The organism is Lysinibacillus zambalensis (assembly GCF_040183165.1).
Taxonomy (GTDB): domain Bacteria; phylum Bacillota; class Bacilli; order Bacillales_A; family Planococcaceae; genus Lysinibacillus; species Lysinibacillus zambalensis.
Window position 1 is genome coordinate 319967 of the sequence record NZ_JBEGDG010000002.1, and the last position, 20073, is coordinate 340039.

Annotated in this window: 18 protein-coding genes and 1 riboswitch; of the genes, 5 read left to right on the forward strand and 13 right to left on the reverse strand. The window is 35.2% G+C overall.

Annotated features, from left to right (window positions below):
• Window positions 1-126 precede the first annotated feature (126 nt).
• Both ABNX05_RS04455 and ABNX05_RS04460 read left to right on the forward strand, forming a co-directional pair.
• Window positions 127-1104: a sensor histidine kinase gene (locus tag ABNX05_RS04455; protein ID WP_349658615.1), complete on the forward strand. Its 978-nt coding sequence runs from the start codon at window positions 127-129 to the stop codon at window positions 1102-1104.
• Entirely contained in the window at window positions 1101-1706 is a 606-nt protein-coding gene (locus tag ABNX05_RS04460) for a response regulator transcription factor (RefSeq protein WP_349658616.1), read from the forward strand. The genes ABNX05_RS04455 and ABNX05_RS04460 overlap by 4 nt, the downstream gene beginning before the upstream one ends.
• Window positions 1707-1791: 85 nt before the next feature.
• Here the strand turns inward: ABNX05_RS04460 and ABNX05_RS04465 are convergent, their stop codons facing one another.
• The 10 genes from ABNX05_RS04465 to ABNX05_RS04510 form a co-directional block, all read right to left on the reverse strand.
• Window positions 1792-2877, reverse strand: coding sequence for a hypothetical protein (locus tag ABNX05_RS04465; protein ID WP_349658617.1), 1086 nt, complete (start codon window positions 2875-2877; stop codon window positions 1792-1794).
• Window positions 2878-3062: 185 nt separating this feature from the next.
• A complete protein-coding gene (locus ABNX05_RS04470) occupies window positions 3063-3773 on the reverse strand; it encodes an ankyrin repeat domain-containing protein (protein ID WP_349658855.1) in 711 nt (236 codons plus the stop codon).
• 143 nt (window positions 3774-3916) lie between these two features.
• Window positions 3917-4603, reverse strand: coding sequence for a response regulator transcription factor (locus ABNX05_RS04475; protein WP_349658618.1), 687 nt, complete (start codon window positions 4601-4603; stop codon window positions 3917-3919).
• Window positions 4581-6059 carry a sensor histidine kinase gene (locus ABNX05_RS04480; RefSeq protein ID WP_349658619.1) on the reverse strand — a complete coding sequence of 493 codons (1479 nt, stop codon included), beginning with the start codon at window positions 6057-6059 and terminating at the stop codon, window positions 4581-4583. Before ABNX05_RS04480 ends, ABNX05_RS04475 begins: the two co-directional genes overlap by 23 nt.
• A 163-nt stretch (window positions 6060-6222) precedes the next feature.
• Window positions 6223-7587 (reverse strand): PepSY-associated TM helix domain-containing protein, encoded by a 1365-nt coding sequence (locus tag ABNX05_RS04485; RefSeq protein ID WP_349658620.1) that lies wholly within the window; start codon window positions 7585-7587, stop codon window positions 6223-6225.
• 189 nt (window positions 7588-7776) lie between these two features.
• Window positions 7777-8796, reverse strand: a complete 1020-nt coding sequence (locus tag ABNX05_RS04490) for a 2,3-butanediol dehydrogenase (protein ID WP_349658621.1) — start codon at window positions 8794-8796, stop codon at window positions 7777-7779.
• A 17-nt stretch (window positions 8797-8813) separates the two neighbouring features.
• Window positions 8814-9422, reverse strand: coding sequence for a TetR/AcrR family transcriptional regulator (locus tag ABNX05_RS04495; RefSeq protein WP_349658622.1), 609 nt, complete (start codon window positions 9420-9422; stop codon window positions 8814-8816).
• Window positions 9423-10009: 587 nt separating this feature from the next.
• Window positions 10010-10192, reverse strand: coding sequence for a hypothetical protein (locus ABNX05_RS04500; RefSeq protein ID WP_349658623.1), 183 nt, complete (start codon window positions 10190-10192; stop codon window positions 10010-10012).
• 61 nt (window positions 10193-10253) lie between these two features.
• Window positions 10254-10376, reverse strand: coding sequence for a hypothetical protein (locus tag ABNX05_RS04505; protein WP_349658624.1), 123 nt, complete (start codon window positions 10374-10376; stop codon window positions 10254-10256).
• Between the two features lie 30 nt (window positions 10377-10406).
• A riboswitch (cobalamin riboswitch) is annotated at window positions 10407-10596 on the reverse strand.
• 292 nt (window positions 10597-10888) lie between these two features.
• Window positions 10889-11038 (reverse strand): hypothetical protein, encoded by a 150-nt coding sequence (locus ABNX05_RS04510; RefSeq protein WP_349658625.1) that lies wholly within the window; start codon window positions 11036-11038, stop codon window positions 10889-10891.
• 400 nt (window positions 11039-11438) lie between these two features.
• On the opposite strand from ABNX05_RS04510, the gene ABNX05_RS04515 reads away from it, so the two are divergent.
• Window positions 11439-11801 (forward strand): VOC family protein, encoded by a 363-nt coding sequence (locus tag ABNX05_RS04515; RefSeq protein ID WP_349658626.1) that lies wholly within the window; start codon window positions 11439-11441, stop codon window positions 11799-11801.
• Between the two features lie 529 nt (window positions 11802-12330).
• Window positions 12331-13254 carry a C40 family peptidase gene (locus ABNX05_RS04520; RefSeq protein ID WP_349658627.1) on the forward strand — a complete coding sequence of 308 codons (924 nt, stop codon included), beginning with the start codon at window positions 12331-12333 and terminating at the stop codon, window positions 13252-13254.
• Between the two features lie 59 nt (window positions 13255-13313).
• On the opposite strand, the gene ABNX05_RS04525 is transcribed toward ABNX05_RS04520, so the two are convergent.
• Together ABNX05_RS04525 and ABNX05_RS04530 are read right to left on the reverse strand one after the other, a co-directional pair.
• A complete protein-coding gene (locus ABNX05_RS04525) occupies window positions 13314-14699 on the reverse strand; it encodes a UDP-N-acetylmuramoyl-tripeptide--D-alanyl-D-alanine ligase (RefSeq protein WP_349658628.1) in 1386 nt (461 codons plus the stop codon).
• 145 nt (window positions 14700-14844) lie between these two features.
• Window positions 14845-16239, reverse strand: coding sequence for a UDP-N-acetylmuramoyl-tripeptide--D-alanyl-D-alanine ligase (locus tag ABNX05_RS04530; protein ID WP_349658629.1), 1395 nt, complete (start codon window positions 16237-16239; stop codon window positions 14845-14847).
• Window positions 16240-16388: 149 nt separating this feature from the next.
• On the opposite strand from ABNX05_RS04530, the gene ABNX05_RS04535 reads away from it, so the two are divergent.
• Window positions 16389-17594 carry an ATP-grasp domain-containing protein gene (locus ABNX05_RS04535; RefSeq protein WP_349658856.1) on the forward strand — a complete coding sequence of 402 codons (1206 nt, stop codon included), beginning with the start codon at window positions 16389-16391 and terminating at the stop codon, window positions 17592-17594.
• A 147-nt stretch (window positions 17595-17741) separates the two neighbouring features.
• Here the strand turns inward: ABNX05_RS04535 and ABNX05_RS04540 are convergent, their stop codons facing one another.
• The gene (locus ABNX05_RS04540; protein WP_349658630.1) at window positions 17742-20012 is read right to left on the reverse strand and encodes a YheC/YheD family protein; all 2271 of its coding nucleotides are present in this window, start codon (window positions 20010-20012) and stop codon (window positions 17742-17744) included.
• Window positions 20013-20073: the final 61 nt, after the last annotated feature.

Consider the following 20073-nt stretch of genomic DNA (forward strand, 5'->3'; position numbering starts at 1 on the left):
AAGATTTATCCAAGAGATCAGGCAAAACATTATTTAATTATTGACGTAGTTTCGTTAATTTTTTTATTCACCGTAGTATTAGGATCGAATTCTCCATTACCATTATTGGCTAAAATAATAATCCTTATGTTATTTTTACTAGCTTTCTATATTGCTTTATGGAATCAAGATTGGCGTTTACTTATTGCTTCCTTAGTAGGCTTTACTCTTATTATCATACTAGGTATTTATGAAGGATCCGCCATGTTATTTTCTGGATTTATTTTTGCTGATTTAATTGGGCGAGCTAAAAAGAAATGGCATATCGCTGTAGGAATGTTTGCCATTGCCCTTATGTTTTTGATCGTTATTTGGTTTGAGTCAGGAGCGTCTTTCAAATTAGAATTCCAAGTATTAATATCCGTCATGATTATTCAGCTTCTATTTCCAATGCTAATTTACTACGTAGAAAAGTCTAAAAAATTACAATCAGAATTAACAGAGGTAAATACGCAGCTCGTTCAACAAGAAGAAAGACAACGTATTGCAAGGGACCTTCACGATACGATCGGTCATACATTGACAATGATTAAAATTAAAACCGAATTAACTACAAAATTAATCGATAAAGATACGATGCGTGTGAAAGATGAGTTAAATGATATTTTAGCAACAACACGAACTGCGCTAAAGCAAGTAAGAGAATTAGTATCCGATATGAATTTTATTTCGTTAGAAAGTGAGCTTATTCATTGTAAACAGCATTTACAAACAGCGGATATTTCAATAAATATCAATAATAACTGTCCAAAGCTTCTCCTAGCGAGTGTGGAAGAAACGATGCTGTCCTTATGTCTGCGGGAAGCAACTACAAATATTATTAAACATAGTCAAGCAAAAAAATGCCAAATCGATATCAATACTATAAATGGAATTTTAAAAATAAATATTATTGACGATGGTGTCGGCTTACATATCCAAGGGCATGGGAATGGACTTTCATCGATGAAAGAAAGAATGAATGCTCTTCTAGGAACTGCTTCCATTGAGAATTTACCGACATATGGAACAATTGTGACATTAACACTGCCTATCCAACACTACAGATTGGAGCAAACTACATGATACGAGTATTACTAGCAGAAGATCAACAAATGTTACGTGGTGCCTTGACTTCCTTGTTGTCGTTTGAGCCTGATATAAAAGTGATCGCAGAAGTTTCAGATGGTCAAAAAGCGTGGGAATTTATTCAACATGAGCTACCAGATGTATGTGTTTTGGACATCGAAATGCCGAATCTTTCTGGGCTTGACCTTGCTGAAAAAATTAAACAGGCCAATTTACCATGCAAGGTGATGATTGTCACTACCTTCGCACGCCCTGGCTATTTACAAAAAGCGATGGATTGTGGGGTACATGGTTATTTATTAAAAGATGAACCTATAGACTTTTTAATTGAAACAATAAGAAAAGTCATGCATGGTGAAAATGTCGTCAGCAGAGATTTAGCAGCTACGTTGTTTATGAAAGAACAGAATCCATTAAATGAACGTGAAATTGCTGTTCTGCAGCTTGTAAAAGAAGGACTCACAACAAATGAGATTAGTAAAAAACTATTTTTAACGAAAGGTACTATTCGAAACTATTTATCCACCTCTATTCAAAAACTTCGAGTCGAGTCTAGACAACAAGCTGCTCAAGTCGCCAGTGATAAAGGGTGGCTATAGAAAAGAATCTCGTCACCAGTCGTGACGAGATTTTTTACATGTTAGAATCCTAAGATATAAAATTTGGTATCTACTAAAAGATTCTTTATTTCGCTTTTAAGACTACATTTGTCGCTGTAGCCCAGTTGTTTAATGGGACAACTGTATAATTTACATTTGCTTTGAATATACCACCGTTCGCAATATCAAAAATGCCTACTGCACCTTTACGTGATGAGTATCGATATTGCGCTTGAAGTGAACTTCCATCATTTCCTCGTAATTCTACACTTCTACCTGCAAACAAATCAGATTGAGGATCATTTGTTAGCTGTAATTCAAATGATTTATTATCAACAGCTTTGGCAGACTGAAGCGTAAATGGAATCATTTCTTTTGCTAAAAAGCTTTTTTCATCAATTTCAGCCCATTCAGCGTTAATACGATATGTGACACCAGGCTTCAGCTTTTTCCCTTCAGGTAGTCTAAACTGAGGAGCTTGTTTGCCATCTGCAGCTTGTGTAAATGGTACATAATTTGCTACAAACTCTTCCCCTTCGCTTGATTTCACAGTAACATAGCGATCACGCAAGGAAGATATAATATCGAAGCGTGTACCATTAGCATCTCGATTATGACGATCTAAGCTAAAAGCTAGATTTCCACGACCTGCACGATACGCTTCAATAATATTTGCATAATCAACAACGCCATCCTCTTGGAAAGACTCCAGTATAAATGTATCGTTTGTCACTTGCGCTACATTACGAACAAATACTTTCTCATCAGTTCCCTCAAACATTTTTTTGCGCTGATCTTTATAGCTCAACGTATACATATAGTCATCTTTCTGGAATGTTACAGGTACAATATATTTACTCTTTGAACCAGTCATTAATCGTGGAACATTGACAATCTCTAAGTCACCATTAAATATGAAATGTTTTTTAATCGCTTCTAAATTATTCAGATCTACATCCTCTGCTGCTAACGGCTTGTTAAACGTAATTTGCAGCGTCATTGTGTTTAATGACTTAATGTTTGTAATCTTTGCTACTTGTTCATTTTTGGCGCTTGCTACTGATTGATTCCCTGCCGCTTCTACACTTAAAGGCTCGTTAAATGTTACAAGACCAGCTGATAATACCGAAAGTGCTAATGCTGCTGGGACAATACGTTTTCTTAATTTCATCTTTAAATCTCTCCTTTACTTGTGCAATTTGTTTACAAGATTTATCATAAGATCCATCTCTAAACTGCCAATAAATAAACTATTAAAAAACTATTAAAAAATAAAAAAATTAATTTAATAATACAAAAGAAACCATAAAAAAACTGTAGATCAACTCAGCATTAAGTTCATCTACAGTTTAGTTTTTATACCGCCCCTGCTGCGTTGAGAATCTTTTCAATCTCCTTGAATCCTCGTTTTTTAGCATGTTGTGACGGGGTCACATTATTATCATCTGCTATATTAACATCTGCACCATGTTCGATTAACAATTGAATCGTTTTTTGCTGTGTTGGATTACCGTCATTTAAAATGATCGCCTCCATGAGCGCAGTCCATCCTAAATGATTGACATGATTAACGTCAATTTGTGTATTGGTCAATAATTCTTTTATAACCTCAATATGCCCTTGCTCTGCAGCAGGGATTAATGCCGTTCCCCCATATCTATTCGTAATCTTAGGGTCTGCACCAGCTTGAATAGTCATCTTTAAAATATCAAGGTATCCTTCTGCACCTGCATAAAGGAAAGGTGTGTTCAGCATTTTATCCTGAATGTTCACATCAGCTCCTGCGTCTATTAATAGTTTTGCCGCCTCGACATTATTCTTATATGTCGCAATCATCAATGCTGTTCGATCGTTGGAGTCCTTTGCATTGATATCGACTTTTTTATTCAAAATACTTTGGAGTTGGTTGATATCACCTTTTTCTACTGCTTTAAACAATTCACTAGTTGATTCCTTTTTCAAAATTTCACTCCCCCCTTTGCTATTATACAAAGCCCCCGTTTCATTTGAGGCACATCCTTGAAGGATAAATAATAACGCCAACATAACCACCTTCATGTTTGTCATCATTAAACACCTCTTCTAACGACATTTTTTAATACTTCCCATAGTTTAAGTGTTAATGCTAAATTATCCATTAATTATTTCTTAAAAAAGTCTAAAAATTTTCAAGAAAAAATAACCCTTCACTTAACAACGAGATATTTTCGTTAGACATTTAAGCGGTACCCAGCTCCCCAAACGGTTTCCAAAAACTTGGGCTGTGCAGGGTCCCGTTCAATTTTTTCACGCAGTTTTCTAATATGAACAGTCACTGTCGAAACATCTGCTGCTGACTCATAGCCCCAATTTCTTTCATAGAGTTGCTCCTTGCTTAGCACTTGATTGGGATGTCTGAAAAAAAAGACAAGCAGATCAAATTCCTTTGTCGTAAAGGCAATATCTTCCCCATTGACAAAAACCTTTCTTGCAGAAGTATCAATGCTAATCCCATGAATAGAAATGATATTATTCGTTTGTTGATTACTTGCTAAACGTTCATATCTCGATAAATGTGCCTTCACTCTTGCAACAAGCTCACTTGGACTAAATGGCTTCGTAATATAGTCATCCGCACCTAGTCCAAGTCCTCGTATTTTGTCTATGTCCTCTTTTTTTGCTGAGACAAACAGTATTGGAATATTGTGAACTGCACGAATCTGTTTGCAAATCTCAAACCCATTCATTCCAGGAAGCATAATATCTAAAATAATTAAATCATATTGTCCCTGAAGAGCCTCTTTGAGTCCAGCCTCACCATTATGTTCCATAACAACTGAAAAACTATTAATCTCTAAATAATCTCTTTGGAGCTCAGCAATGCTCACTTCATCTTCAATTAGTAATATTTTTTTCACTGTTTCTCACCTTTTCCTCAGCCTTTTTCAATGAAAAGAAAATGCTTGTTCCCTTACTTAATTCACTAGTTACCCAAATGTCTCCATCCATTTCAAGGACAATTTGTTTAGCAATGGCCAATCCTAAACCACTACCACCCGTTTGCGAATTTCTTGATGGCTCAGCCCGATAAAAACGATCAAAAATTAAAGGTAATGCATTCGGATCAATACCTATTCCATTATCCATTACTTGAATGACCACTTCATCTGATTTTTCTAACAGTGAAATAGTTATTTGCTTTTCTTGCTTATCCATATATTTTTCACTATTGCTCAATAAATTCGCCAATACGCGACGTAATTTATCGCGATCAGCCATAACATAAAGTGGTTTATTAAACGAAGTATATTGTACATGGATCTCTCTAGATACTAAGTCGAAGCTTGCTTCTTCTACGTAATCCCTTATATATTGATGAAGGTCTATTGTTTCAACATTAAATGGTAGTTTCTTCAAATCCAGCTTTGAAAATAAAAAAAGTTCATCAATTAATAAATCCAGATCCTTCGCTTTTGTATAGATGGTAGTTAAATATTTATCCATTTTTTCTTCTGTATTCGCCACACCATCTTTTATCCCCTCTACATAGCCAATAATAGATGTAATAGGTGTTTTTAAATCATGTGAAATATTTGACAGTAGTTCTTTGCGGTTTTCTTCATATTGTAACTGCAATTGTACGGAATCCTTTAACTTGATTCTCATTTCCTCGAAGGAGCGATTTAATTGACCAATTTCATCATTCGAATGGACATTAATGGCAAAGTTTAAATCTCCAGATTTAATACGTTTAGCTCCCTCTTTTAGAGTTGATATCGGTTTGATAATACTTCTAGATACTAAATAATTTAATAATCCAATAATCATCATAAAAAATAAAAATAATATACCTAAAAGTATTGGAAGCAGCTCTCTAATTACTTCCGCATGGGAGCTAACTTGTTTTAAAACAAAAATACTTCCCTCTGTGTCATCAGGAAAATAAAAATCGAACTTTACATACGTATAAAATGAATTCTCCATCATAATCGTGTCGCGTGTATTAATATTCGTTGCTTCAAAGCCTGGAAGACTATTCAGTAACATCTGTTCATGATTAGAATGCGAAGTATAAATAAGCTGATGATCTTTTCTTACTACAATTCCAATTGAAGAATCGCCAATTTTCTGAAGCTGTTCAATATCCAATAACTGCTGGGGACTATTTTTGGCAAGTACCTTTAAATCCAGAAATGCGCTCTCCTCAACTGTTGTTAAAGGTTTTTGCACATAGGATTTTTTGTAAAAATGCTCAATGGCCTTTACATCACCTGTAATCGCAAATGAAAATAAAAACCCTGCAGCTATTAATAGTGTGATAGCTATTATGATTACAGCTACATAAGATAGCAAAAACCTTGTTTTAATGGACATGCTCTTCCTCCCGTAAGTTAAACTAAAAAAACTTTACCATACAAATCTTAAAACTTTATAAAATGACCTTAAAAAAATAAAAAACTCTATTTAAAGGAACTTTAAGTAAAAAAGCGACACTGCTATCCTCTCATTTAAAGGAGTAGGCAGTATCGCTACAATTTTAATTTACATCTTTTTTTGCTAATTTATTTTTAGACACCAAATTTATAATTAATTCTACAAGGACGACAGCAATTAAAGAAAGTCCAAATAGTGGCATCAATATTCCTAAAATGATCATGAAAATGATAAAAGGAATAGATACCTTTTGAGAGATTTTAGGTGGTGCAGATAGTATACCTTGTTTCTTTCGCAGTAGCCATGTTCTGAATCCCCAAGCAATAACTACTAAAAATGCTAGACATACTAGTAAATTGATTAATTTATTTGCCCAACCAAACAAATGACCTTCATGTAAAGGAATACCCCATGTGAACCATTTTGCAAGAATGCCATAGTCCTCATAGCCAACCTTGTCTATGAATTTCCCGCTATATTGATCAAAATACATTGTCGTTTCATCATCCGGGCTAACATCAAGACCTGTGACACCTGTGTTACTAGATTTTGCAACTGTATAGACACCGTCTTCGCTAGTAGGATAAATAATAGCGTATGGTTTTGAGATATTCATTGCATCAATTTCTTGTTGTAGCTTTTCCACACTGAGTTGGTTAGGGTTAGCAACAAAGCCTGTATTTCCTCCCCCGTGATGGGCTGCATGAGCCGAGTCTGACGCTGGAGGAGTTTCTTGACGAGTAGCCCAAGGAATCTCACTTACATCAGATGTAGGTGGCTGCTGTTGCAATAATGGCGTCCCGAAAGAAGGATAATCTTGTGAAGCTTGGTAAATATATTTCCCCATAAACGCAGACCATGGTAAGCCTGTGAAAATAATAACTAGCATTGGAATCGTAATAATTGTACCAACAAGGGCATGGAACTTTCTACTCTTTTGACGTTTGTTTGTCTGCTTTGTTTTCTTTAGTAATTTTCCTTTGAACGTCATGTAAATGCCTGAAAGCATTAAAAAGATTGCCCAGCACGCAGCTAATTCAACTAAATAATTGACAAACGTTCCCCCAATAAATAAGGAACTATGGATATTTCTAATAATATTCCCAAATGTATAGCCAGCATCTTGACCACCAATAATTTGGTTATGATCATCTAAAAACACATATTTTTCTTTGCCATCTGCATTTTTCATCGATAAACGTGTATTGTATGGCTCTTCTAACTCAATAATTTTATTTGTTTTGTAGCCAGCATATGATTCTTCTGCAAGTTTAACAGCATCATCAATAGATTGTACCTCGGTTTTTCCACTTTCACCAAAAAAGTATTTATCATATAACTTATTTTCAACATCAGTATAAAATAAATAGCCTATACCACTTAATGTAAGTGAAATAAGCAGTGGCGTAATAAATAATGCAGCATAAAAGTGCGTTCGCCAAAAGCTCTGATAAAATGTGTTTTTCATGTTGTATTCTCCAATCTATAATAATAAGCGCAAAATTATTATATAGATAAAAAGTGAAATAAGAATGAAGTCCTAAAGGTTTTTTTATGACAATTATATGTATTCCTATTAATATAATAAGTTTATAAGAAATAAAGAGTAGCCAAACGCAATCATTTCAGGTTTGACTACTCTACTTCTTCTATAAAATTACAAATTCATATTCACAAGAATTTTGCATTGGCTACGATCTTTTGCTAATACTTCAAAGCCTTTATCCACAATATCATCTAAGCTTATTTGACTCGTAATAACGGCATTCCCATCAATAACGCCTCGTGCAAGTAAACGGATAACTTCAGGGAATATATTTAAATAAGCAAATGAACCACTAATCTTTACTTCTGGTGAAACAACTGTATTAGGATTGAATTCAACAGGTCTTTCCCAAACACTAACGATTTTGAACTCGCCACCTGGATGGACAGAATTCACCCCACTTGTAAATGTAGCTTGAACACCAGCTGCGTCATAAGCTACTTCGACACCACCGTTTGTTTTTTCACGGATAAAGGTAGCTGCATCTGTATCGATTGGATTAATGACATAAGTTGCACCAAGCTCAAGGGCTTTTTGACGTCTTTCATCTGAAACTTCTACAACGAAAATTTCACTAGCGCCTGCTGCTTTTACTGCTTGTAAAACTAATAATCCGATTGGACCAGCACCGAAAATAGCTGCTGTATCACCAAGTTTTAACTGACTTTGACGCACAGCATGTACGGCAACCGCAGTTGGTTCGACTAGTGCTCCTAGCTCTAAGCTCATATTATCTGGTATTTGATATACATTTTCTTCACTGACAACTGCATATTCTGCAAAACCTCCAGAAATTGAATATCCATATGACTTTCCTTTTTTACAAAGGTTTGAGAAGCCACGTTTACAGTTATCACATTTTCCACATGGAATTGGTGGTTCAATAGCAACACGGTCACCTACTTTAGTATGTGTCACACCGTCCGCAACTTCAACAACCACACCAGCAAACTCATGCCCTAGCACTGGTTGTGTACGGAATGGATAAGCCCCACCTACGTATTCATGCATATCACTACCACAAATACCTGCAAATTCAACTTTAACTTTAACCATGCCATTTTCTAATGCTGGAAGTGCTGCTTCTTCAACTCTGATATCGTTTATTCCATATAATTTTGCTGCTTTCATTGTTAAAACCTTCTTTTTTATTTTTTTGTATGAAGCCCATCTAATACGAAGCTTACTGCAAGATCTGCTATATATTCAGGAGTTTTATCGTACGATGAACGATTTAAAAATGGATTATTAAAGGAGAACATTAACGTTCCCATAACAAAATTTACTGCTATATCAATCGATTCAAAATCAATTGTCTTTTGCTCTTTACAGGCTACTAAAATAGCACGGAGTTGCTCCCAAGATGGTAAAAAAACATCCTTTAGCATTTCTAATCTGGGACTATTCATGACAATCTCTTGCTGCAAAATATCAATCAATTCATGTTCGTTAGTACGATAAAGGACAAAATTTCTGCAAAAACTTTTAAGAGAATCTAATGAATCGTTCAAGTCGTAGTTTGCATTCATAAAGGTGTGGCGAAGAGGTTCAAATAAAGCATTAAAAACATTTTCTTTACCACCAAAATGATATGAAACTAAGGCAAGAGAAACATTCGCCTCATCACAAATTTGCCTTACAGTTGTTCCATCATACCCTCTTGAAGAAAACAGAGATTTTGCGGCTTTTAAAATTTGTTCCTTTACTTCTTTATTTTTCTCGTTTTGTTCATCTAATTTTTTATTAATTGGAATCACCTCTTTTTTGAACAAGTGTTCAAAACAACTGTTCAACGAAATCATACTCTTGTATTTTTAGTATGTCAATCATTTAGCACGTTATTAGAGAATCTCGCTATGAACGAATTAAAGTAAAAAAGGCTACTTAATGCCCCGTAAAATGGTGAACATTTAGTAGCCTTTTATTTTATTCCACTTAACAAGCAGTAGCCATATAGTTACATAGGGTTTAACTGCCCGTATAAGCCCGATTGGTGAAGGCTATTAATCAGTGGGGTAGTTCGTCCCCACTGATTAAAGTTTCACTTTATCCCGCTTTAACGGGCAGTACCTCTCCTTACTTTATATTTAAGCTATAGTCATGTAGTTACATCGGGTTTAACTGCCCGTATAAGCCCGATTGGTGAAGGCTATTAATCAGTGGGGTAGTTCGTCCCCACTGATTAAAGTTTCACTTTATCCCGCTTTAACGGGCAGTACCTCTCCTTACTTTATATTTAAGCTATAGTCATGTAGTTACATTGGGTTTAACTGCCCGTATAAGCCCGATTGGTGAAGACTATTAATCAGTGGGGTAGTTCGTCCCCACTGATTAAAGTTTCACTTTATCCCATTAGTTCTTTCATTACATTTTTATATGCTGTTAAAATATCATTTTTATGAACAGCATCCTGCCCTACATACTGTTCAACTAGCTCTCCTAATGTTAGAGAAGTACTTGTATACTGGTTTTCCATGATTTCAAATTTTAACAGGCTTTCATAATACTCGATTACTTGTGGATTCATGTGTAACACTCCTTCATTTTTAGCATAAAAAAACATCTTTCCCTTTACAGAAAGATGTCTACTATGACAAATACACGACATAATACGGTGATTGCCATGGCGAAAAAAGCTTTCTATTACTAATAGAAGCTACCTTTGTAGCAATCATCGTACTATGAGCATGCAGGAGAAGTTCTCTAGTCACACTCAACACCCCCTATCCTCGTAGGTTTTTTGGTTGTACTAGATAAAGGCAGGTCTCCTGGCTTATGTTCATCACACCTTTCACCTTCCCATTACAAGTCGTAACAGTGGTCTTTTGAAACGTGCTCCCATTTACAGTTGCGGGACAGCGTCGGATTTGCACCGATCTTCCCTTTTAAACAAATCAAAATATGATTTGTACCTCTATCTTATTATTCCGTTTTTATTATTATACCATAGTGGTTTATGTTCATTGTTATACCGTCACTAATTCTAAAAAAGCTTTTTGCCATAGGTCTATTTCAGACAATTTTGAAGATATATCTACCTTATTAATCAAATGCTTTTCTAAATGAGCCTTATCAATTAACTTAAGGAAAACCAATATATCTTTAGCTGTTCTCCTTTTTCTCTTTCAATTATTAATTCAAATAACTCTATCATCAATGGAAAAAAGAACTTCGAATAAGAAGAACATAGGAAGATTTTAGTCTTCCTATGTTTTCATTCATATTATTTATCTGTTTGTTTTTGCTTCTTTTTCAAATACTCCACACGTATTTTTTCAAGTTGCTGCTTTTTATCAAATTTGGCAGGCTTTTGTTTTTCATGATACTTTTGCACAGCTACCTTACCTTTGGTATCCAATTGATATTTCCCCACTTTGTTCACCTACTTTTTTTGTCTTTAAAGAGAAACTATTCAACTTTGTACCTCTATCTTATTATTCCGTTTTTATTATTATACCATAGCGTCTAGTGTTATTAAGTCTTTCTATCTTTTATCCAATGTGTATCCCCCATTGCCAAAACCTAGGCATAATTGCGTCCGGAATCGGCTTTGTGCTTAGGCCTTCAGATGTTTTCTGTGCGAAAGCGTAGCGTCAGCAACAACACGAGGGCCGACACGATGTCGGTCATTTCGGTAATGCCACAGGACGTGACGTTCTTAGACTGAGTTCCTCTATTTCAGCGAGTGTTTAGACACCCGCTGAAAGAAATTAAAGGGTTTTCCATTATTATCCTAGAAGTAAGTATTGATTAGCATTAAAGGAGGAGAACAAATGGTGATAGACTTACATCACGTTCAAATTACAATTCCAAAAGGTGAAGAAGAAAAAGGGAAACATTTTTACTGTCAAGTATTAGGACTAAAAGAACTTGAAAAGCCTGATTCGCTTAAAGGGCGAGGTGGATTTTGGTTACAAGTCGGCAATAAAGAGGTACATGTAGGGACAGAAGAGGGCTTTGATAGATTGACGACTAAGGCTCATATCGCCTATCAAGTTGAAAATATAGGTGAGTGGAAAAAGACATTAATCGAACATCATATAGAAATTTTCGACTCAGTTGCTATTCCTCATTTTGAACGCTTTGAATTTAGAGATCCATTCGGTAATAGAGTAGAGATGATTCAGGAAATTTAAAGCAACAGTTGAATAGAAGTTAATTTCTATTCAACTGGCATGTTTTCAAAAATATGATGGTGACTATCACATGACAGTCGTTTTAACAAATGTCATCTAACTTTTGAATTTTATCGGATCACTTTTTCGTTTTATTGGCCAATTGTTTTATTTTATCGATTAACTTTTGACGTTTTATCCCCCAACTTTTGAATTTTATCGGCATCCGCCGTCTAAAAAGCAAAAAATGAAAACCTGAATATCGCTAAGTATTTCATGCTGAGTGTATCGTCGTTTCCCCCTCTGTCATGGCTTTTACTACCCTATGACCTTTCGATTCTAGCAATTACTTCACCCAACTGAAACATTTGTAATATAACTGTAAATTAAGGCGATGAAGCCTTTTGTATCAGGTGTTTACAGTGAATTCCCATCCACCGTGGTAACAATTACCTCAAAGAAGCCTTACTTTTTCATGCTACGATTAATTCCAGAGAAAAGCCAAAACAGGATTAAACTTAACAAATAGCTTCAGGAGGAACTTAACATCATGAATAAAAAATTTTTAACAACAACATTAGCATTATCGATAGGTTTTAGTACATTGGGAATAGTGCAACCAACTGTTCACCCAGTAGAAGTAGAGGCTGCAACAACTAATAACTCTCAGGCTGTTGCTGCGAAAGCAGATCAACTAATTCAAACTGGTGAAAGCTTAATTGGTAAAGCGACATACAGTAATACAACATACAAGGCTACGTATCCATATAAGTTTTCTTGTGCATCTTTTATCATGTACATTTTCGAGAAAAATGGTATAGATATTGGAACTTACAATGAAGATTATATGATGCAACAAGGGACTTACGTGGCAAAGAATCAATTACAAAAAGGCGATTTACTTTTCTTTAAGAGTAAAAAAACAGGAACAGATCCTGATCATGTGGGCATGTATATTGGCAACAATAAAATGATTCACATGGCTGATTCTAAGCAAAATATCGTTATTTCAGATTTAAACAGTAAACCATATTATACAGATAATTATGTTACTGCTCGTAGAGTATTACCTACACTACTTTCAGCTAATCCTGCTACGAAAGGCGATAAAATTGTTGAAAACGCCTTTAATTATAAAAATAAAGTAACGATCAGCTCTACAAATAACGAAGCAAGTCTTCGCTTTACAGCGCCAGGATATGTAGACTTTGTCTATCGCAAGAGTGGAGTTAAACTTGGTACAACCAATTTAAAGGATTTGATGAATGCTGGCACAACGGTTTCACGTGCCAATTTAAAAAAGGGAGATTTAGTGTTCTTTAATAGTGTTGTAGGCTCTAAAACCCCTTCACTAGTAGCTATCTATGCAGGTGATCACCGTATTATCATTCCAAGTTCTAGTGGTATCACTACAAGAGTACTAATGGTTGATTATTACAAAGAGCATTATATTACAGCAAAACGTGTTTTTTAAGACCGCTCTAAATTGTATGTAGAAAAAAGAAGCATTCCTTAAGGAAGCTTCTTTTTCTTTTATCTATTTTTTAACTGATTCGCAAATTCAATCATAGATTTGCTAGACATTGGTCCTTTAATAAGTACGATGGTTTCACTATCGAGCTTAGTCTTTAGTACATCTAATACTCCTGAAACATCTTTAAACATATGAACGTCTGCCTTCGTACCTTCCTTCAACGCTTGTTTCGCGATATTTTCTGCTCTTTTGCCAATAGTAATAAGTGTATCAATAGTTCTTTTCGCGACCATTGTGCCAATCTCTCGATGATATTTTTCTTCGAAGTTACCTAATCTCTTTATGTCGCCTAAAATAAGAATTACTTTTTTCCCTTCTCCTATCGTATCTAACACCTTTAGTGCCGCTTCAACAGAAGTTGGGTTATTTGTCCAAGTATCATCTACGATTGTACTTTCACCAATCCCTGTTGAGAACTCTAAGTGTCTTGCCATCGCTTTAAACGTTTTTAAATGCGAAATTGCGATTTCAATGGAAAGTCCCATTTCCTTTACAGCAGCTATAGCCGCTAACGCATTATATACTTGGTGTTCACCGTATCCTGGAACAGACACTTCATATTGGTTATTTGACACTTTTAGTACAAATTGCATGCCGTTCTCTGTGAATTGTATATTCGTAGCTTGATAATCTGATTTTTCGTGAACGCCAAAAGTAATCAACTTCCCTTTAAATTTGCGCAAGGGGATCTTTTTAGTGTTTTCATCATCACTATTAATGATTAGTGTGCCATCTTTTTTTATTCCTTCTAAAATTTCTGCCTTTGCTTTTATATACCCATCAAGATTTATACATCCGTCTAAATGATGGACACCGATATTCGTAATAATACCAATCGTAGGCTGATAAATCATACATTGGTGTTTAATATTTCCGATATTGCCCAAACCTAATTCAAATATAGCTGCTTTTGTCTTCTGATTGATTCCAGTCAAGTATGGCAGGGATTGCCGAGGCTCATTTTTACTACTTACAGATGCTTGAACATCCCATTCCTTACTAGTAATGTGTTTAATCATTTCTTTCGTAGTAGTTTTCCCACATGTTCCGGTTAAAGCAACGACTGGTATTTCAAATAGATTTCTGTAATATTCTATGAATTTCCAATAGGACTGCACAATACTCCTGACGCGTATAACAGTTGTATTTTCCAGCGCATTTTTCAATTCTTCTGATGATTTATCCGAAATGACTAGAGATGGCCCCTTTCGATCTATCTCTTGCCAGTTGATGGTATCCCTTTTACTAACAAACATAAGTGTATGATTTTGTGTAAGCTCATGTCGGTTGTAATAAATTGCATGTTTAACAGACCAGCGTTCAGAACCGCTTAATAATTCTCCTTGCAATAGTTTTCTTATCTCATGCACACTGATATGTTGCAAGTTAACTTCGCCTCCTTTCTATAAAGTGTATTTCTAAATAAATGAGCGATAAATGAGCAACCTTCCGCCTTTTTCAATCGGCTATAGTTATGCTCAATCTAGTAAATGATGAAAAACAACATGTAATCAGGTGGATAAAATTAATCTATTTAGAAGAAGAAGGTTTATTTATTTTTAAATCATCTGCCAACTTTGAAACTTCCTTGCTATACATATCTCCTTTAATAAGAAGGATTGTATTTTCATCAACAATTTCTTCTAACAATTGATAAACACGCGTACTATTTTTAAAAGTATAAACAGGTGAACTTAATCCTAAATCAACGGCATGATGCGCCATAATGCTTGCATGTTCCCCTATCGTAATGAGTACATCTACCCCTATTTGACTAATTAATTCTCCCGCTTGCTCGTGAATGATATATCCCCAAGATCCTAAATCTGTAATCGTTCCAATGATGGCAATCTTTTTTTTCCCTTCTCCGAGCGCATTTAAAACCTTTAACCCTGCCTCCAAAGAAGTAGTTGTAATATTCCATGTATCATCTATTAATATGGAATTATTAATGCCTTTAAACACTTGAAGCTGCTTATTCAATTTTTGGTATGATTGCAGTTGTTCAGCTGCTAAAGAAATCGGCAGACCCATTTCATAAATAGCTGCAATCGCAGCAAGCGCATTATATACTTGGTGCTCGCCAAAACCTGGTACAAAAATTTCATAGAGCTGCTTCTTGTGATGTACGTTGAACAGCATACCATTTTTGTGGTAACGAATATTACTTGCTCGAAAATCACAGGATGCATGCTTGCCTATTTTAATGATGCGGCCGTGAAACTTCGATAAATCTAATTTACTTGTGTTAATGTCCTCAGCATTAAGGATTAATGCGCCTGTAGGACTAATAATGTCCAACATTTCAGCCTTTGCTTGGATATATCCCTCCAACGTTTTACAATAATTTAAATGGTGTGCCCCTATATTTGTAATAATCCCGATAGTTGGCTTGAAATATTCTCCTGCAATCCGGATGTCTCCCGGTGAACCAACAGCAGTTTCAAAAACGGCTGCTTCGGTACGATCATCAATATTCAGTAAATATTGTAAAGAAGCCGTTCTAGAATTACTGCTAAGTGTCGTAGCTGTTACATTTTTTTTGGCAGAAAGTATATGTTTAATCATTTCTTTTGTTGTCGATTTACCAGATGTACCAGTAATGGCTACAATCGGAAGTTTAAATTGACTTCGATAAAAGTTCACAAATTTCCAATAGGCCTCGTCTGTATTTGTTACTTTAATGATGATTATTTGCTCAGGTACTTCATTTTTTCTATAAAATCTATCGGTTACAAGTACTAAAGGATAAAATGGCTTAAGTTTTTCCCAGTTGACAATAGGCTTACTCGTAAAAAGGACTGTATTAGGTCTTTTAACTTGCTTTAGTCGATATGCCCCATGTTGAATCAACACTTCCTCCGACCCTTGTACTAAATGACCTGCAGTTATCGCTTTTAAATTCTGCACCGTAAGAGGCTTCATATCAATCTCCCCTCCTTTCCTTTCTAGTATATGTAACTTCTTTAAAGTTGCTTGGATGTAGACAAGATACATAACTAGAGGAAATCTATTTGTTCGCATATATATATAGGTGATTAAGTATCTAAGTACCAATAGAAGGAGTGATATACCTGAAAACGATTATATTTATCGGTACAAACAAGTCCGGGTCAAGTCGTGAAGCAACGAGAGCAGCAGAAAAATTGGGCTACTTTACTGTACTTTTTACAAACAATGAAAAACAAATACAGCAGAGAAAAGCCTACCCAGATATTCATAGAATGATTCTTATTGATACCTCGAATATAGAAGAAATGAAAGATGAAATTAATAACTTAATTAAAACTGGGTTAGAAATAAAATCTATTGTTAGTTTTGTCGATCCTTTTGTCCATATTGCCTCCGTTTTATGTGATGAATTTTGTGTCAACTATACATCTTCAACAGCTATTGAAATGATGGAGGATAAAGAAAAAACTAGAATTTTTTTAGAGAACCAGTCCTATTCTCCAAAGTTTTTTCTTCTCAAGCCCAATGAGTCCGTCACTAATGACATAGAATTTCCATTAATTATAAAATCTCCGAAATCTACAGGCTCCAAAGATGTTTTGTTAGCAAACAACTCGAGCGAACTGAAGAAACACCTGGGCTATCTACGAAGCAAAAATCCACTTGAAACAATTATGATAGAAGAATATATCGAAGGCCCGCAATATTTAGTAGAAGCACTTGTCTATAAAAAGCATGCTCATGTAATCGGTATTATTGAACAAGAAATTACTCAAGGTAAACGTTTTATTATTACTGGTTATGGCGTGCTTGTTAAAGCTCCTAAAGAAATTCAAACTGGTCTTGAGGAAGTTCTCCAATCTATTGTTAAAGCGTTTAACATTGAAAATGGGGCGTTGCATTTAGAGCTTCGTTTAACAAAGAATGGCTGGAAGCTTATTGAGATTAATCCACGAATCTCAGGGGGAGCAATGAACACTATGCTTCACACTGCTTTTGGATTTAATTTAGTGGAAGAAACACTTAAATTATTTTTAGGTGAGCGCCCCAATATCAGGCCAAAGCATAAAAAGTTCGTCTATACTAAATACGTCATTGTTGAAAGTAAAGGGATTTTAGAAAAAGTTATTGGAAAAAATAAAGCAACGAATTCACCAGGAGTCGTGGATGTATATGTAAAGCCGAAAAGAGGAACATTACTGAGCCCTCCTTTATCGATGGGACATCGTTATGCGTATGTAATTGCAGAAGGTGCGACATTAGCTGAAGCTAAAAATAAAGCGATTGATGCCGCGAAAGAAATAAAGTTCATTCTAAAAGTATCTTAAATATCAATTATCAATTATTCCTTGGCATAATTGCATCTGAAATCGGCTTTGTTAAGTAACTTACTAAAATTGCTCTCATTGTTTAGCTACAAAAAATAACCCGAATAATTGTCCCCTTTCAAAAGGTCAATTACTCGGGTCTTTTATTTATTCTTTAAATGTTTGATCTAAAAATTTAACCGTTTCAAACATATTCGTTTTACTAGCACCCTTTACTAAAATGGTGTCGTGAGGTTTTATGACTTTCTCTAAGAGAGCATGCAAGTTTTCCTTATTAATGAAATGATGAATTTTAGAAGGATCCATCCCTTTAGCCTTCGCTGCCTCTCCCATTTCCTCCGTTCTAAAGCCATAAGTAATGAATAAATCTATGTCTTGCTCATAAATGAATTCGCCCAATTTACGATATTCCTCTTCTCTCAAATCCCCTAATTCTCGCATTTGTCCAATAATAGCAACTTTACGTTTCTTCGCTATATTCGTAAGAACATTAATAGCTGCACGTACGCCCTGTGGATGAGAGTGAACGGTATCGTCAATAAGCGTAATGTCATCACGACAGTTATAAATAGTTAATCTTCTAGGTGGTTTTTTGAAATTAAGCCCCGCTTGAATATCTGCTGGACTAAATCCTAGATAATCTGCAATCGCAACAGCATTCAGCGCATTATAAACATGATGCTCTCCTAAAATGGGGATATACATAGCCACTTCCTGTCCTTGTAGCTTTATTTTAAAGGTCATACCGATGTCTTTATATCGAATATCATAAGCATTATAGTCCGCTGTGCCATGAATGCCAACCGTTAATATTTTTCCTTTAAACTGCTTTGTCTCTAAATATTTTGAGTTGTCATCATCCTTATTCAATATTAATAAACCGTTTTGATCCATACCATGTATTAATTCCGATTTTGCCTTGGCCACACCTTTAATATCTCCATCAAAGTTGCCTACATGAGCTAAACCGATATTTGTGATAATACTAATATTCGGTTGGATAATGCTACAGTGATTTGTTATGATACCTGGATAAGCCATTCCGTATTCAAGAACAACAGCCTCGTGCGAAGCATTAATTTCTTCTTTATGTTTTTTCGTATGCTCTGTTGTATTCCAATAATCTTTTGACTCAAAAACATTCCATTTTTGCGACAAAATAGAGGCAAGAAATGCTTTTGATGTCGTTTTTCCAGCACTGCCGGTAATCGCAATAATCGGTAAACCCTTTTCTTTGTCTACAGCCTTATTTGTCGACGGTTGTGTTATTTCACTTTTTACTTCGCCTTTATCCTTATTTGTCGTCTGCTGTGTAGTTTCACTTTTAACTTCGCTTATATCCTTATTTTTCTGCCGTTGCTTAATTTCCCTTTTAATTTGCTTATGGTTGCTAGCAAGGTACATGGCATACTTTATTGTATAGATGACCACATCTAATTCTAAATAGAACGCAGGAGGGCAGCCTGGTCGCCAGTTTACTTCATACATCCAGATTTTTTGATGTTCATCTAGGCCTATATCAATGCCAATTTCATCAATAACTTCTCCAAATTGCGCTATCTGAATTTCATCTAAATGTTGAGCTAGTGACAAGGAAAAATGCTCTAACATACGCCGAATATCATAAGCCTCTTCTTTAAATTCCTGCTCTAGAAAAGGATCTAAATAATTCGTAAATCCACCATTGTTAATATTAGGTATGATTGAGCCATTTGGTGCGATTCGCGGATAAATCGTCGTTATAACCCATTTACCTTCACCGTTTTTTTGAACATGAAGCCGAAAATCATAAATTTGACCTGATTTTGTTATCGATTGAATATAAGGTTGCACGATAAAGGTGCCTGTAGAGAGTTGCCCTCTTATTAAATCATCTAACTGTGGCTTTGAATATTTAGTAATTTCCGTATCCTTCTTTACCTCAAAGTTGGCCCTTCCTACTTTCGAAATAAAATAAATCCTTTTTCCCTTCCGGCCATCTATCGGTTTAAATACCACTTTTTTATAAAATGATATAAATTTGTGGAATAAATCAACATTTTCCACAATTTCAGATGGAATTAAATATTTATCGAATTCCTTAGCTTCCTTCAGTCGCTTCATCACGTTCCATTTATTCCCTATAGAATAAGTTGTAAAAGGGATTTCCTTTTTCAATTTCTCAATAATGTCCTTTGATATTGATAATTTTTCTGGACTTCCTGCATTGTATATTACATCTGGAAAGGGCATCATCCTTTCATGCCAATCGCCATTTTCATATACCTTCCCTCTAATGGAACGATTATCGAAGTTAACACTTTTTGGTGTAAAATAAAAAAATTGAGCCCCTTCTGCTTTTGCAACGGCCGCAAATGCATATGACTTAATTACGGTTTGAGGATCTAGACGATGATGCAACATTCCAATAATTGTCATTCGTTAATCTCTTCCTTTCATCTATTTTCTCTCTAATAATTCAATCAATCCAACGTGCATA

Bases quoted from the DNA above. Each gene is read 5' to 3' on its own strand.
- ABNX05_RS04455 (WP_349658615.1), top strand. From the start codon at position 127: ATGTTATTTTTACTAGCTTTCTATATTGCTTTATGGAATCAAGATTGG.
- ABNX05_RS04460 (WP_349658616.1), top strand. From the start codon at position 1,101: ATGATACGAGTATTACTAGCAGAAGATCAACAAATGTTACGTGGTGCC.
- ABNX05_RS04465 (WP_349658617.1), bottom strand. From the start codon at position 2,877: ATGAAATTAAGAAAACGTATTGTCCCAGCAGCATTAGCACTTTCGGTA.
- ABNX05_RS04470 (WP_349658855.1), bottom strand. From the start codon at position 3,773: ATGACAAACATGAAGGTGGTTATGTTGGCGTTATTATTTATCCTTCAA.
- ABNX05_RS04480 (WP_349658619.1), bottom strand. From the start codon at position 6,059: ATGTCCATTAAAACAAGGTTTTTGCTATCTTATGTAGCTGTAATCATA.
- ABNX05_RS04485 (WP_349658620.1), bottom strand. From the start codon at position 7,587: ATGAAAAACACATTTTATCAGAGCTTTTGGCGAACGCACTTTTATGCT.
- ABNX05_RS04490 (WP_349658621.1), bottom strand. From the start codon at position 8,796: ATGAAAGCAGCAAAATTATATGGAATAAACGATATCAGAGTTGAAGAA.
- ABNX05_RS04500 (WP_349658623.1), bottom strand. From the start codon at position 10,192: ATGAATCCACAAGTAATCGAGTATTATGAAAGCCTGTTAAAATTTGAA.
- ABNX05_RS04515 (WP_349658626.1), top strand. From the start codon at position 11,439: ATGGTGATAGACTTACATCACGTTCAAATTACAATTCCAAAAGGTGAA.
- ABNX05_RS04520 (WP_349658627.1), top strand. From the start codon at position 12,331: ATGAATAAAAAATTTTTAACAACAACATTAGCATTATCGATAGGTTTT.
- ABNX05_RS04530 (WP_349658629.1), bottom strand. From the start codon at position 16,239: ATGAAGCCTCTTACGGTGCAGAATTTAAAAGCGATAACTGCAGGTCAT.
- ABNX05_RS04540 (WP_349658630.1), bottom strand. From the start codon at position 20,012: ATGACAATTATTGGAATGTTGCATCATCGTCTAGATCCTCAAACCGTA.